The 12780-nt window shown below is 53.6% G+C and carries 11 protein-coding genes; 6 read left to right on the top strand and 5 right to left on the bottom strand.

Translation table 11 applies throughout. The features are described 5' to 3' along the window. The first annotated feature begins 152 nt into the window (after positions 1-152). The 3 genes from AB9F29_RS03615 to alkB all read left to right on the top strand — a co-directional run bounded on the left by AB9F29_RS03615 (position 153) and on the right by alkB (position 2377). On the top strand, positions 153-929 hold the full coding sequence (locus AB9F29_RS03615; protein WP_038999812.1) for a gamma-glutamyl-gamma-aminobutyrate hydrolase family protein: 777 nt from the start codon (positions 153-155) through the stop codon (positions 927-929). A 61-nt stretch (positions 930-990) separates the two neighbouring features. Beyond that, on the top strand, positions 991-1677 hold the full coding sequence (locus AB9F29_RS03610) for a D-lyxose/D-mannose family sugar isomerase (RefSeq protein ID WP_369754622.1): 687 nt from the start codon (positions 991-993) through the stop codon (positions 1675-1677). Positions 1678-1732: 55 nt separating this feature from the next. After that, on the top strand, positions 1733-2377 hold the full coding sequence (alkB, locus tag AB9F29_RS03605; protein WP_369754621.1) for a DNA oxidative demethylase AlkB: 645 nt from the start codon (positions 1733-1735) through the stop codon (positions 2375-2377). A 3-nt stretch (positions 2378-2380) separates the two neighbouring features. Here alkB and AB9F29_RS03600 read toward each other — a convergent pair whose 3' ends face one another. Together AB9F29_RS03600 and kynU are read right to left on the bottom strand one after the other, a co-directional pair. Further along, entirely contained in the window at positions 2381-2851 is a 471-nt protein-coding gene (locus AB9F29_RS03600; protein ID WP_369754620.1) for a GNAT family N-acetyltransferase, read from the bottom strand. Further along, positions 2848-4041, bottom strand: a complete 1194-nt coding sequence (gene kynU, locus AB9F29_RS03595; RefSeq protein WP_369754619.1) for a kynureninase — start codon at positions 4039-4041, stop codon at positions 2848-2850. The genes AB9F29_RS03600 and kynU overlap by 4 nt, the downstream gene beginning before the upstream one ends. A 190-nt stretch (positions 4042-4231) precedes the next feature. Between kynU and AB9F29_RS03590 the strand changes: the two genes are divergently transcribed. From AB9F29_RS03590 to AB9F29_RS03580, 3 genes are all read left to right on the top strand, one after another. Further along, on the top strand, positions 4232-5806 hold the full coding sequence (locus tag AB9F29_RS03590; RefSeq protein ID WP_369754618.1) for a Re/Si-specific NAD(P)(+) transhydrogenase subunit alpha: 1575 nt from the start codon (positions 4232-4234) through the stop codon (positions 5804-5806). 13 nt (positions 5807-5819) lie between these two features. Next, complete coding sequence (locus AB9F29_RS03585) at positions 5820-7253, top strand: NAD(P)(+) transhydrogenase (Re/Si-specific) subunit beta (protein WP_369754617.1); 1434 nt, start codon at positions 5820-5822, stop codon at positions 7251-7253. Between the two features lie 172 nt (positions 7254-7425). Then, the gene (locus AB9F29_RS03580; RefSeq protein ID WP_369754616.1) at positions 7426-8718 is read left to right on the top strand and encodes a DUF3422 family protein; all 1293 of its coding nucleotides are present in this window, start codon (positions 7426-7428) and stop codon (positions 8716-8718) included. 59 nt (positions 8719-8777) lie between these two features. Here AB9F29_RS03580 and AB9F29_RS03575 read toward each other — a convergent pair whose 3' ends face one another. The 3 genes from AB9F29_RS03575 to AB9F29_RS03565 form a co-directional block, all read right to left on the bottom strand. Continuing rightward, the gene (locus AB9F29_RS03575) at positions 8778-9701 is read right to left on the bottom strand and encodes an ABC transporter permease (protein ID WP_038999823.1); all 924 of its coding nucleotides are present in this window, start codon (positions 9699-9701) and stop codon (positions 8778-8780) included. Then, entirely contained in the window at positions 9694-10701 is a 1008-nt protein-coding gene (locus AB9F29_RS03570) for an ABC transporter permease (protein WP_369754615.1), read from the bottom strand. Before AB9F29_RS03570 ends, AB9F29_RS03575 begins: the two co-directional genes overlap by 8 nt. A 109-nt stretch (positions 10702-10810) precedes the next feature. Then, complete coding sequence (locus tag AB9F29_RS03565) at positions 10811-12505, bottom strand: peptide ABC transporter substrate-binding protein (protein ID WP_369754614.1); 1695 nt, start codon at positions 12503-12505, stop codon at positions 10811-10813. Positions 12506-12780 lie beyond the last annotated feature (275 nt).

Here is a 12780-nt window from a genome sequence, read left to right as displayed (position 1 = left end):
GTGACGGCACTGGTTTGGTTGGAAAAGCCTGTATTTACGTACAATTTTGCACAGGCGCTTGTGCGTTGGGGCACATTTTTATGTTGATTTGGCTCACCTTTCAGCAAATAAACGCGCTATAGTATATCTGTTACTCATGTTTCGGAGACGTTATGGCGCGCCCTATTGTAGGCATCATTGGCAATCACTTTCTAATTAATGATCAATATCCGGCGCAGTCGGCAGGAACAATGAATTGCTGTGCAATTTCAAACGTGTCCGGATGTACGCCTTTGATTGTCCCTGCTGACCCTCGCTATGTTTCGGTTGAAGATTTGCTAGAAAGTTGTGACGGGTTTCTATTTACGGGCGCTCGGGCGAATGTGCATCCTGAGGAATACGGCGAAATTGAAACCCTAGCGCATGGCGATTTTGATCGGGCGCGGGATGCCGTTACTTTACCCCTCGTGCGGGCCTGTGTTGAACGTGGCCAGCCCATTTTCGGCATTTGCCGTGGGTTTCAGGAGGTCAACGTTGCTATGGGCGGAAGCTTGTTTCCCGAAATCCGTGACCTTGAGGGGCGTGACAATCACCGCATGCCGCCCGACGGAACCTTGGAAGAAAAGTTCGAGTTACGCCACGACGTGACCCTCACACCCGACGGACCCTTCGCCGCCGTTTTTGGCACACATAAAGTATTGACGAATACGCTGCACGGGCAGGGGATCAAGACCGCTGGAAAACGGGTCGTTATTGATGGATATGCGCCCGATGGGACCCCCGAAGCGATTTACATTAAGGATGCTCCCGGATTTACGATGTCGGTTCAGTGGCACCCAGAATGGAACGCGGATGCCGATCTTGTGTCCCGCCCATTGTTTGAAGCTTTTGGTACTGCGGTGCATAAATGGGCGCAGAACAAAAACGTGATGTTTTCCAAAACTGCATAAATGTCTTGCCTGAGGCGTGGCGGTCTGTAAAACCCGAATAAAGTCTGGTTTGGAGGTCAATATGAAACGTTCGCGCATCAATGAAATTATGTCTCAAGCGGATGAAATGATCCGTTCGCACGGGTTTACTTTGCCGCCATTCGCCTATTGGTCGCCCGAGGAATTCGTCAGTAATAAAGACCGTGCAAAAGCAGTTATTTCTGCGCGCGCAGGGTGGGACATCACCGACTATGGCGAGGGTGATTTTGATGCGCTTGGCTTGTTTCTGTTCACATTGCGCAATGGCCGTTTGAGTGATCTGCAGCGCGGAGGCGGTATGTGTTATGCTGAGAAGCTGTTGATTTCCGAAGAAAACCAAATCAGTCCCATGCACACCCATGTTCTAAAGGCCGAGGATATTATCAACCGCGGTGGCGCCACTTTGGCGATTGAATTGTTTGGGTCGGATGCCGATGGCAACTTTGACGAAACTGCGGGTGGAACCGTTTATTGCGACGGGATTGAGCGCCAATTCACACCGGGTGAAATTCTGAAATTTTCCCCCGGCGAGAGCGTGACCTTAATGCCTGGTGATTGGCATGCGTTTTGGGGCGAGGGCGGCGCGGTTTTGATCGGCGAGGTTTCTACCGTTAATGACGACCTTACAGACAATATTTTCCGCGCGCCGATTGGGCGGTTTGCGCAGATCGAAGAAGACGTGGCTCCAACGCATCTTTTGGTGTCAGACTACGAAAAATGGCTCGCGTAAAGCTTTTCGCAACAAACGGGGTGTAATTCCACAAATCTGCGCATAGATTTGTGGAATGCAATCCAGTTTCTTTGATGACATTCCACAATCGCCGATAGAACTCGCCCAAGGGGCGGTTGTTTTGCCACGTTTTGTGGGCGACGCGATGCCGAGCCTCTATCGCGCGCTCAAAGAGGTGGTCACCGCTGCGCCCTTTCGCCATTTAGTCACCCCCGGTGGCCATAAAATGTCGGTCGGAATGACAAATTGTGGGTCTGCTGGGTGGGTGAGCGACGCTTCGGGCTATCGGTATTCGAAGCAGGATCCGATGACGGGAAATCAGTGGCCAAATCTGCCGGATTGTTTTTTGGAATTGGCGCAATCCGCTGCCGCAGCGGCTGGATATGCGCAATTTGAAACAGACGCTTGTTTGATCAATCAATACCGTGTTGGCGCCAAGCTTTCGATGCATCAGGATCGCGACGAAGGGGGACTGGAGCAGCCGATTGTTTCAGTGTCTTTGGGCCTTCCTGCGACCTTCCTTTTTGGCGGGTTGGAGCGGACAGATCCGACGCGGAAAATCCTTTTGGAACATGGGGATGTCGTGGTTTGGGGTGGTCCCTCGCGCCTGTGTTTTCACGCTGTCAATGCCATTCAATCAGGTGTGCATCCCGATCTAGGTCCGCGCCGTCTAAACTTGACATTTCGCAAGGCTGTCTGATCGCTACTTCAAGTCTTTTGCCATCTGAAAGCGTTCAATCTCTACGCCGTTTCGCATGACGACTTCTGGAGCTGTTATGTGCCATCCGCGTTTCTCAAAGAAAGGCCGCGCAAGGTGACTCGCTTCGGTAAAAAGACGCGCTAACACCAAACGTTGCGCATCTTCTGTTATTTTTTTATAGAGTTCGGCAGCCACCGCCGTACGTCGAAACTCGGGGGCGACATATGCCAAACTTAAATGGCCGTCAGACTCGAGCGAAAAGAAGCCGACGAGTTTTTGCTCCACCGAGGCCACCCAGCAGGCTTGCTCCGCTAGTTCCAATGGCCAGCTTTCGGGCATTTTTGTATGCGGTGCCCAAGCGTTTCGCTGCGGTTCGGAATAGTATTGAGCGGCCCCAACGTGAACCGCTCGACAAAAAATTTCGTAACAGGCTGGGGAGTCGAAATCACGATAACGCCGAAGAAATGGTGTCATGTGACACGCGCGCGGGTTTTGTATTCTGGTCGATCCCAGAGGTCGTTCGTCATGATATCTGCGATAATCGCGACGGCCCCTTGAACATCCGCCATATCGATATAGAGCGGTGTAAAGCCAAACCGAAGAATATTGGGCGCCCGAAAGTCGCCGATAACACCACGCGCAATCAGCGCCTGCATAATCGCGTAACCCTCCGGATGTGCGAAAGAAACTTGGCTGCCACGCGTGTTGGGATCGCGCGGCGAGGCGAGGGTGAGGCTAGGACAGGTCGCCTCAATTTCCGCAATAAAGGCTTGGGTTAGATCAATTGATTTAGCTTGAACGTCCTTCAAATCGGCTAAATCCCAAATATCCAGCGCGGTCTCAAGCGCGGCCATTTGCAAAACGGGGGGTGTGCCAACCCGCATACGCTCAATCCCCGTTCCAGCGCGATATTTTAGATCAAACTCAAACGGCGCGTCATGGCCAAGCCAACCCGCCAGCGCGGGTTGCACATTTTCGATATGTTCTGGCGCGACATAGATGAAGGCCGGCGCTCCGGGGCCGCCATTGAGGTATTTATAGGTGCAACCTACGGCGAAATCCGCGTTGCAACCCGCGACATCGACGGGAAACGCGCCCGCCGAATGCGCCAAATCCCAGATCACGATCGCGCCCACCGCGTGTGCCGCTTGAGTGAGGGCTTTCATATCGTGGCGACGGCCTGTGCGATAATCAACTTCGGTGAGCATCAAGACCGCGAGGTCGGTATCAATTTCATCCGCAACATCCTCGGGGGCGGGCGTACAAAGAACGTGACCCGCGTTCAGGCTTTCGATCAAGCCGCGTGCCATATAAAGGTCAGTCGGGAAGTTGCCATTATCGGAGACAATTTTTTTGCGATCCGGACGCAGGGCAAGGGCTGCGGCGAGGGCTTGATAGACTTTTACAGAAAGGGTGTCGCCCAAGGTGACAGTCCCATCTGGGGCTCCGATCAGGCGCGCGATGCGGTCCCCAAGGTGGCTTGGTTGCGCCATCCAGCCTGCTTTGTTCCATCCCGAGATAAGCATGTTACCCCATTCGCTCTCCACGGTTTTCTGAACCCGCGCTGCTGCGGCCTTTGGGAGCGGCCCCAAGGAATTCCCATCCAAATAGATTACGCCCTCCGGAAGGACAAAAAGGGATTTGGTATGGGCAAAGTCAGTCATGGTGCGCTCCTTGTTTTTTGCGATGCTGACGTTCGCGAATGGGGATTGCAAGGGGAACGCGGTTCCTAAATGTTTCATGTTAGCGCTAAACCTATGAACAAGTGTTGAGAAACAATCTTGCGCAAGATATGAGATACAACGCCAGAAGTTTCAATTTCAGGCAAAGAATGTGAAAAAGGGGAAATGTGCTGTGAAAATCGGAGCACCGAAGGAGACTTTTGAGGGCGAAAATCGCGTTGCGATGACACCCGATAGCGCTCTCCAGTTGCAAAAACTGGGGTATGAGTGCGCAATTGAAGCAGGTGCTGGTAAAGCAGCGGGCTTTGCCGACGCCTTGTACAAAGACGCGGGTGTCGAAGTTCTCAAGAGCGCAGCCGCGCTTTGGAAAGCTTCTGACATTGTAGTCAAAGTACGTCAGCCCAGTGCGGCGGAAACCAAACGATTGACCCAAGGGCAAACGTTGATTTCCTTCTTTAATCCTGCCGCGAATGCGGACGGAATGGAAGCGGCACGGGCGCAAGGCGCAAATGTGATTGCCATGGAAATGGTGCCGCGCATTAGTCGCGCCCAGAAAATGGACGCCTTGTCGTCTATGGCAAATATCGCGGGCTACCGCGCTGTTATCGAAGCTGGCAACAACTTTGGACGCTTCTTTACCGGCCAGATCACCGCCGCGGGCAAAGTTCCCCCAGCGAAGGTTTTGGTTGTGGGTGCGGGTGTGGCCGGATTGGCCGCTATTGGCACAGCGACAAGCCTTGGCGCGATCACCTATGCGTTTGACGTGCGGCCCGAAGTGGCCGAGCAAGTCGAATCCATGGGCGCGCAGTTTGTGTTTCTTGACTTTGAGGAAGCCCAAGCCGATGGCGCGGCGACAGGTGGTTATGCCGCTGTTTCCTCCCCTGAATTCCGCGAAGCACAATTGGCTAAGTTCCGTGAGCTTGCTCCAGAGATGGACATTGTTATCACCACGGCGTTGATCCCGAACCGCGAAGCACCTGAATTGTGGACCGAAGACATGGTTGCCGCAATGAAGCCCGGTTCTGTGATCATCGATCTTGCCGCCGAAAAGGGGGGCAACTGTAAGCTCACCGTGCCGGACGAGAAAATCGTAACCAAAAACGGCGTGACCATCGTCGGTTATACTGATTTCCCAAGCCGGATGGCCGCGCAAGCTTCCACGCTCTACTCTACAAATATTCGTCACATGTTGACTGATCTGACACCGGAAAAAGACGGCAAGATCAACCACAACATGGAAGATGACGTGATCCGTGGCGCGACTGTGACCTTTGAAAAAGAGATCACCTTCCCGCCACCGCCGCCCAAAATTGCGGCGATCGCGGCGCAGAAACCCAAAGAGGTGGCCCCACAGCTTACCCCTGAGGAAAAACGTGCGGCGGAAGTTGCGGCGTTCAAGGCGCAAACCAAACAGCAGGTGACTTTGCTCGCTGTTGGCGCTGCGGTTCTGCTCGGCGTTGGCCTTGTGGCTCCTGCAAGCTTCATGCAGCACTTCATCGTGTTTGTGCTCGCGGTTTTTGTTGGTTTTCAGGTTATTTGGGGCGTGGCGCACTCGTTGCATACGCCGTTGATGGCGGTGACGAATGCGATTTCATCGATCATCATTCTGGGGGCGCTGATGCAAATCGGATCGGGCAGCTTCATTGTGATCCTCCTTGCTGCAGTTTCGGTCTTTATGGCTGGGATCAACATATTTGGTGGCTTCCTCGTAACTCGGCGCATGCTTGCCATGTTCCAGAAATCTTAAGGGGGGCTGATTAATGGATTACGGATTTACAACCGCAGCCTATGTTGTGTCGGCTGTTCTTTTCATCTTGTCGCTTGGCGGATTGTCAGGGCAAGAAAGTGCAAAACGCGCTGTTTGGTACGGTATCGTGGGGATGGCCTTGGCCGTATTTGCGACGTTGATTGGACCGGGGGCTGGCCTCTGGTGGCTCTCTATTCTGCTCATCGCGGGTGGGGGTGCTATCGGCTATCAGGTCGCGACACGCGTTCAGATGACCGAGATGCCACAACTCGTGGCGGCGATGCACTCGCTCGTTGGTTTGGCTGCTGTGTTTGTCGGCTATGCGGCGCATATCGAGTTGGGCCGCGTTATGGGTATGGATGCTGCAACTCGGCAGGGTTTGGATGGTTTTGCGGGCCTTTTGGCGCATAAAACAGGCGTTGAAGTCGCAATCCTGCGGGTCGAGTTGTTCCTTGGTATCTTTATTGGTGCGATCACCTTTACAGGTTCCGTCGTTGCCTATGGCAAGCTCGCGGGCAAGGTAAGCACCGTCGCAACGAAACTTCCGGGCGGCCATACGCTTAATGCAACGGCTGCTGGTATTTCGCTGATTTGTTTGGTTTGGTACTTCAATACTGGCGGGTTCTTCCCGCTGTTCTTGATGACTCTCGCCGCGCTTTTCATCGGCTATCACTTGATCATGGGCATCGGTGGCGCGGATATGCCGGTCGTTGTATCCATGCTCAACAGCTACTCTGGTTGGGCGGCTGCGGCGATTGGTTTCTCCCTCAGCAATGATCTGTTGATCGTTGTGGGGGCCTTGGTTGGCTCATCGGGTGCGATCCTCTCCTACATTATGTGTAAGGCGATGAACCGCAGCTTTGTCAGCGTGATCTTGGGCGGCTTTGGCGGCACAAGTGGACCTCAAATGGAGGTCGAAGGCGAGCAAATCGCCATTGACGCCGACGGGGTTGCAGCAGCGCTTGATGAAGCAGACAGCATTGTCATCATCCCGGGGTACGGCATGGCCGTCGCACAGGCTCAACAGTCGGTGTCTGAACTGACCAAGCGTCTGCGGGCCAAGGGCAAGACTGTGCGTTTTGCGATCCACCCTGTTGCGGGTCGCCTTCCGGGGCACATGAACGTTTTGCTGGCCGAAGCGCGCGTGCCATATGACATCGTGATGGAAATGGACGAGATCAACGGCGATTTTCCGAAGACGGATGTTGCCATCGTGATCGGGTCTAACGACATCGTAAACCCCGCCGCACAGGATGATCCAAACAGCCCGATCGCCGGTATGCCGGTGTTGGAATGTTGGAAAGCCAAGCAAGTGTTTGTGTCTAAGCGTGGTCAAGGTACGGGCTATTCCGGTATCGAGAACCCGCTGTTTTATAAAGAGAATACACGGATGTTCTATGGGGATGCGAAGACTTCTCTTGATCTGCTGCTGACCAAAATCAGCTAGTCATCCATTTTGAAAACCACAGAGCGCCCCGCAAGAAATTGCGGGGCGCTTTGCGTTGGGGCGGCTTGTATACCAATGCACACTTCTAACATGTTGAAAAACATACAGCTATTTCTTGCGGTGAAGCCCGTCGTACATTATTCAATCGAAAACTCAGGAAAAGGCCCATTCCATGGTGAAAGACCACTCACAGCGCTATCAACTCGCCAATGCGCTCCATGATCGCCCGTTTCCAGCGATACAAGCGCCCTCACAAGTGGCCTTTTTGGCGCTTCTGACGGGTCCCGCACCGCACCGCGACTTGTCGGCAGAACGCGCCCATCTTTTGATGCTGTTGGACCGTCACGGTGCAGCGCATCCTGCACCGGACGCCACGCATTATTTTGGTGCTATCGGGCGACATTTCTTGAAGTGGGAGAGCCATAGCGAATTTGTCACCTACACAATCATCACCGAAGGCGAGGCGCTCCGTCCCTTTGATCCCGTTGAATTTGATGTTTTCCCACCCGATTGGCTCGACGCGGCCCCCGGAGAGCGGATCACATCGATGCTCATCCATGTTGCAAAAACTCCCGAGATTGAGAGCCTGACCCGCGACCTCAAAGACTGGTTTGTGCCAGAGAGCCTCGCGGTGAGTTATGTCGTGGATCAGTCGGCCGTTATTGCTTCGGATTTTCGAATTGATAGCGCGGGGCATGTACGATTTGCGTTGTTTGTGGCCCCGAATGTCGGGGTGCAACGGGTTGGCCGTATCATGCAGCGCATTTGCGAAGTTGAAACCTATAAGACGGCAGCGCTGCTGGGGTATTTGCGCGCCCAGCGGTTGATGCGGGATTTGGGCGGTATGGACGCCCAGCTGACCCAACTTGTGCTGGAAATGTCGGACTTAGAGGTCGCGCCCGAAGCAACTTTGGCTGCGCTGCTTCCCCTTGCGGCGCGCCTTGAGCAGGAAACCGCAGATGTGAGCTATCGGTTTGGGGCGACGCGCGCCTATGAGGCGATTGTCACCCAGCGGATCTCGGTCCTGCGCGAAGAGCGTTTGAAGGGACATCAAACCCTTGCGGAGTTCATGATGCGCCGATTTGATCCCGCGATGCGTACCACCCAAGCGGCCTCGAGATTGTTGCAAAGCATGTCGGATCGGGCCCTGCGTGCGGGCGATCTGCTCCGCACGCGCGTAGATGTTGAGCGCAGCGCCCAGAACCAAGCCATCCTGCAAAGCATGGACAAACGCGCCGACCTTCAATTGCGCCTGCAAGAAACCGTCGAGGGCCTCTCGGTCGTTGCTGTCAGCTATTACACGGTCAATCTGTTGATGTATGTCCTTGCCCCGTTTGCCGCAGCTTATGGGGTGAACAAGGCATGGCTTGTGACAGGGCTTGTTCCGATTGTTATGCTTTGTGTTTGGGCGGGTGTTCGGCGAGTAAAAGGGCGGATATCCAAACGACACACGAGCGATTTTTAAAGAAGGACGTTCTGAAATGAAAACAGCGCGTGGAGTGATCCGCGCGCTGTTTTTGTATTCTAACGTCCGCGAATGCGTGGGTCGAGTGCATCGCGTAGACCGTCACCAATGTAGTTGACGGCCAGAACGGTGAACGAGATCGCAACGCCGGGCCACATGACCCGCTCGGGGTATTGTTGCAGGTAATCAACGCCGTCAAACAACAAACGCCCCCATGTCGGGAAGTCGGGTGGGAAGCCAAGGCCAAGGAAGGAAAGCGCGCTTTCCGTGATGATCGCATTGGCAATTCCAAGCGTGGCCGACACCATAATAGGTGACATAACGTTGGGCAGGATGTGACGTACGATCATCTTTGTCGGAGGCGTGCCGATGGAATGAGCCGCCAGTACAAACTCGCGCTCCTTGAGCGCCAAAACATCGCCGCGCACGATCCGCGCGGCTTGCATCCAACTGGTCATCCCAATGGCAAACACCATCAGCACAAAGATACCACCCGCAGGTCCAAATACGCGGCTTAGCGGGTCTCTGAACAGCATGATGGTGACCAAGAGAAGCGGCAACAAGGGCAGGGCAAGGAATAAGTCCGTGAAGCGCATCAGGAGGCCATCGAGGCTTTTAAAATACCCCGAAACAACGCCGACAAACGTTCCCACAACAAGCGACAGCCCCATCGCGGTTAGGCCGACAGCCATCGACACCTGGCCACCTGCCATCATACGCGCAAGCATGTCGCGCCCGAGTTGGTCGGTGCCAAAGGGATGTCCGAAACTCGGGCTTTGATTGCGGGCGCGGATATCGATGTAGGTCGGGTCGATCGTCCAGAGCCACGGACCGATGAGCACAAAGAGCACAATGAAGGTAAAGAAAACCAACCCCGCCATCGCGCCTTTATGTGTTTTGAATTGATCCCAAACGTCCCACCACTGACTGCGGGGAGCTTCCAAATCGACGATATCGAGGGAATGAACTGCAGGTTTAGTCATAGCGGATCCTTGGGTCGAGGATGCCATAGAGCACATCCGCGATCAGGTTAAAGAGAATGATAAGGATCGCAAAGATCACGGTGAGGGTCTGAACTGTCGGGAGGTCATTGGCTTGGATCGCTGTAATCAGGAGTTGGCCAAGACCGTTTACCTTAAACACCTGCTCGGTGATAATCGCGCCGGAAAAGACCGTTGGCACTCCAAGCGCAATCACGGTCACCACGGGGATCATCGAGTTGCGCAACACGTGCACCAAAACCACAGTTTTCTCGCTCAATCCCTTGGCACGCGCTGTGCGTACATAGTCTTGGTTGAGATTGTCGAGCATCGACGCCCGCATAAACCGGCTGATCTGTGCGGCGTTATAGAGCGCGAGCACAAAGACCGGCATGATCATTTGCTTCACTTGGAACACGAACGAGGACCAACTGTTGACCACATGGGTCGTGTCATAAATCGACGGGAACCATTGCAGCTTCACCGAAAACACCACGATGAGCAGCACGCCGGTAAAGAAGGTCGGAACCGAAAAGCCGATCATCGAGATGAACGTCCCGATTTGATCAAAGATGGAGTATTGCTTATAGGCTGAAATCACCCCGATCGGCAGCGCGATCAGCGTACCTACCACATAGGAAAGCCCAACAACCCAAAGAGTTTGCGGAATACGTTGAGCAACAACATCCATGACCGAGGAGCGCCACTGCCAGCTAATGATACGCGGCATGTCTTGGGAAAAATGGGTGCCAAACATGGCGTCAAAAATATAGATCGGCTCTACGATATAGAATTGGTAAAGCCATTTCACGAAACGGACGGGGATCGGTTGACCCAGTCCAAGGGCTTCGCGCATTTGCGCTTTGACTTCTGGTGGGACCGTCAGTGGCACGGAGGCCATTGGATCGCCTGGCGCGAGTTCAAGCAGGAGGAAGATCACCAACGAAATGAGGATCGTCGTTGGGATCGCAATCAAGAGCCTGCGAATAGTGAATGTCAGCATACGGAAAGTCCTAGGCCGAGTTAGTCGGCTCTATTTTTATGAATTTACCCAAGGTAGGGGCCTATGAAGAGAGGGCGCCCCCATCGCAGGGAGCGCCCAATTTTATAGATTACATGCGATACCAGTCGGCTGCATTCCACAGCTCGCTGTCCCATGTGTTCAGGATCACACCGCCAAGTGTATTGGAGTGCGCAGAAACACGGCCACGATCCACAAGCGGGATGATGACGTATTCTTGCATGAGCATGTCGTTCATAGCTTTCGCCATTACCGCACGATCTTCGATGTCGCCTGTTGTTGCCATTTTGGCCACGAGTGCGTCGTACTCTTCAGAACAGAAGCGTTGCATGTTGTTGCCCTGCCACTGGTTTTCTGGTTGAGGAGCTTGCTTACATTCCCAGTTCGCCATGTAGCTTTCTGGATCTGTGCCGTCAAAGTTGTTGGCGTACATTTCAACATCCGCAAAGAACTTCTGGAAGGTGTCGGGCGAACCGGGGTCACCACCAAAGAACACGGAGGCGTCGATGTTGCGCAGTTCAGTTTCAACGCCGATTCCTTCCCACCACTGTTTGATCAGCGCTTGGAAGTCTTGACGTACAGCATTTGTGGAGGATTGGAACAACATGGAGAGACGAACGCCGTCTTTCGCACGCACACCATCCGCGCCTTTAACCCAACCGTTGCTTTCTAGAAGCTCATTCGCGCCAGCGATATCTTGCACGAGGCAAGCATCGTTTGCAGTCGAAGCATAGATCGCAGGAGCAGGCAAAACGTTACATGTTGGACGTCCAGCAGCGCCGTAACCGATTTCAGTCAGCAACGCACGGTCGATCGCCATGGAAAGCGCTTTACGTACGTTGATGTCTGTTAGGAAAGGGTGTGGATGCGCAATCGTGCCGCGCTCATCGCCGAGGTCAGGGTTAACGTCGGTTTGGTTGACCATGATGCGTTCAACCAATGTTCCGAAGCCGGAAATGATTTCGCCTTTGCCCTTGGCTTCCATCGCTTCGAGAACTTCTGGAGCCAACTGAAGGTTCCAAGCGTAGTCAAATTCGCCTGTTTCCAATACCGCACGACCCGCAGCAGTCGCGTCGCCGCCACCTTTCAACGTTGCCGTTGCAAACGCTGGTTTGGCTGGGTCACGGTAATTCGGGTTCGCGACTAAGGACACAACGTCATTTGGGCGGAATTCGGTGACCATGAAGGGGCCAGTGCCGATAGGGCTAAAGTTCGCGTCTGTGCATTCAGGAGCTTTTGCGCCCAAGCAATCTGCGAATTGTGCTTTTTGAATGATCGGTGCTTGCGCACCTACAAAGGGTCCGTAGGGGAACGGCTTGGAAATGCCAAACGTCACCACAACGGTCAGATCGTCGGGTGTATCGACCGAAACGACGTCATTGTACTTCTCGGACTGGGAGCAACCGCCACCTTCCGTTGTGCAATATTCCCAGGTAAATCTAACGTCCTCTGAGGTGAGAGGGGTGCCGTCGGACCACAAAAGGCCGGACTTCAATTTCCAAGTGATGGTTGTCAAATCTTCGGAAACGCCACCGTTTTCAACCGTTGGAACGCTTTCGACGAGAAAAGGAACAATGGTGCCGTCTTGGTTGTAGCGGGCGAGGGGTTCAATAACCAAGCTGCCAGCTTCAAGGTCTTTTGTCCCGCCGGAAAGATAGGGGTTCATCAGCGACGGCGCTTGCCAATAAATGATGTTCACATGGCCGTCTGCGCCACGTTCGGCATGGGCCATTGGGGCCAATGCAAAAGCAGCAGCAGCGCCCATTAGGGCTGTTTTAAATTTCATACTTCTCTCCTTGTTGGATGTTCGGACCACAGTTTGCCAAGTTTATCTCAGCGTTTTCCTGTTTACGTTTTTTCAATCGGCAAGATCATTTCGTTTCATACGATACTAACGACTCACTCCAATTATTGGTCCGCTACCGGTGCAGTTCAGGTTAGTTTGCTAAAAATTGCAAGTATTCGATATCATAAAACCTTCGAATGTACGTGGAGTTACGCTCTATTTGCCGAAATCAGTCGTCGATATGCACAAAGTTTGGTTTATATGGTCAACTTTCG

The organism is Falsihalocynthiibacter sp. S25ZX9 (genome assembly GCF_041205405.1).
GTDB classification, from domain to species: Bacteria; Pseudomonadota; Alphaproteobacteria; order Rhodobacterales; family Rhodobacteraceae; genus Falsihalocynthiibacter; species Falsihalocynthiibacter arcticus.
Note: the sequence above shows the minus strand (reverse complement) of the source record. Positions and strands in the feature narration are given on the sequence as shown.

Excerpts from the sequence above, each read along its gene's own strand:
- AB9F29_RS03565 (WP_369754614.1), bottom strand. The coding sequence starts at position 12,505 with ATGAAATTTAAAACAGCCCTAATGGGCGCTGCTGCTGCTTTTGCATTG.
- AB9F29_RS03610 (WP_369754622.1), top strand. The coding sequence starts at position 991 with ATGAAACGTTCGCGCATCAATGAAATTATGTCTCAAGCGGATGAAATG.
- kynU (WP_369754619.1), bottom strand. The coding sequence starts at position 4,041 with ATGACTGACTTTGCCCATACCAAATCCCTTTTTGTCCTTCCGGAGGGC.
- alkB (WP_369754621.1), top strand. The coding sequence starts at position 1,733 with ATGCAATCCAGTTTCTTTGATGACATTCCACAATCGCCGATAGAACTC.
- AB9F29_RS03580 (WP_369754616.1), top strand. The coding sequence starts at position 7,426 with ATGGTGAAAGACCACTCACAGCGCTATCAACTCGCCAATGCGCTCCAT.
- AB9F29_RS03575 (WP_038999823.1), bottom strand. The coding sequence starts at position 9,701 with ATGACTAAACCTGCAGTTCATTCCCTCGATATCGTCGATTTGGAAGCT.
- AB9F29_RS03585 (WP_369754617.1), top strand. The coding sequence starts at position 5,820 with ATGGATTACGGATTTACAACCGCAGCCTATGTTGTGTCGGCTGTTCTT.
- AB9F29_RS03600 (WP_369754620.1), bottom strand. The coding sequence starts at position 2,851 with ATGACACCATTTCTTCGGCGTTATCGTGATTTCGACTCCCCAGCCTGT.
- AB9F29_RS03570 (WP_369754615.1), bottom strand. The coding sequence starts at position 10,701 with ATGCTGACATTCACTATTCGCAGGCTCTTGATTGCGATCCCAACGACG.
- AB9F29_RS03615 (WP_038999812.1), top strand. The coding sequence starts at position 153 with ATGGCGCGCCCTATTGTAGGCATCATTGGCAATCACTTTCTAATTAAT.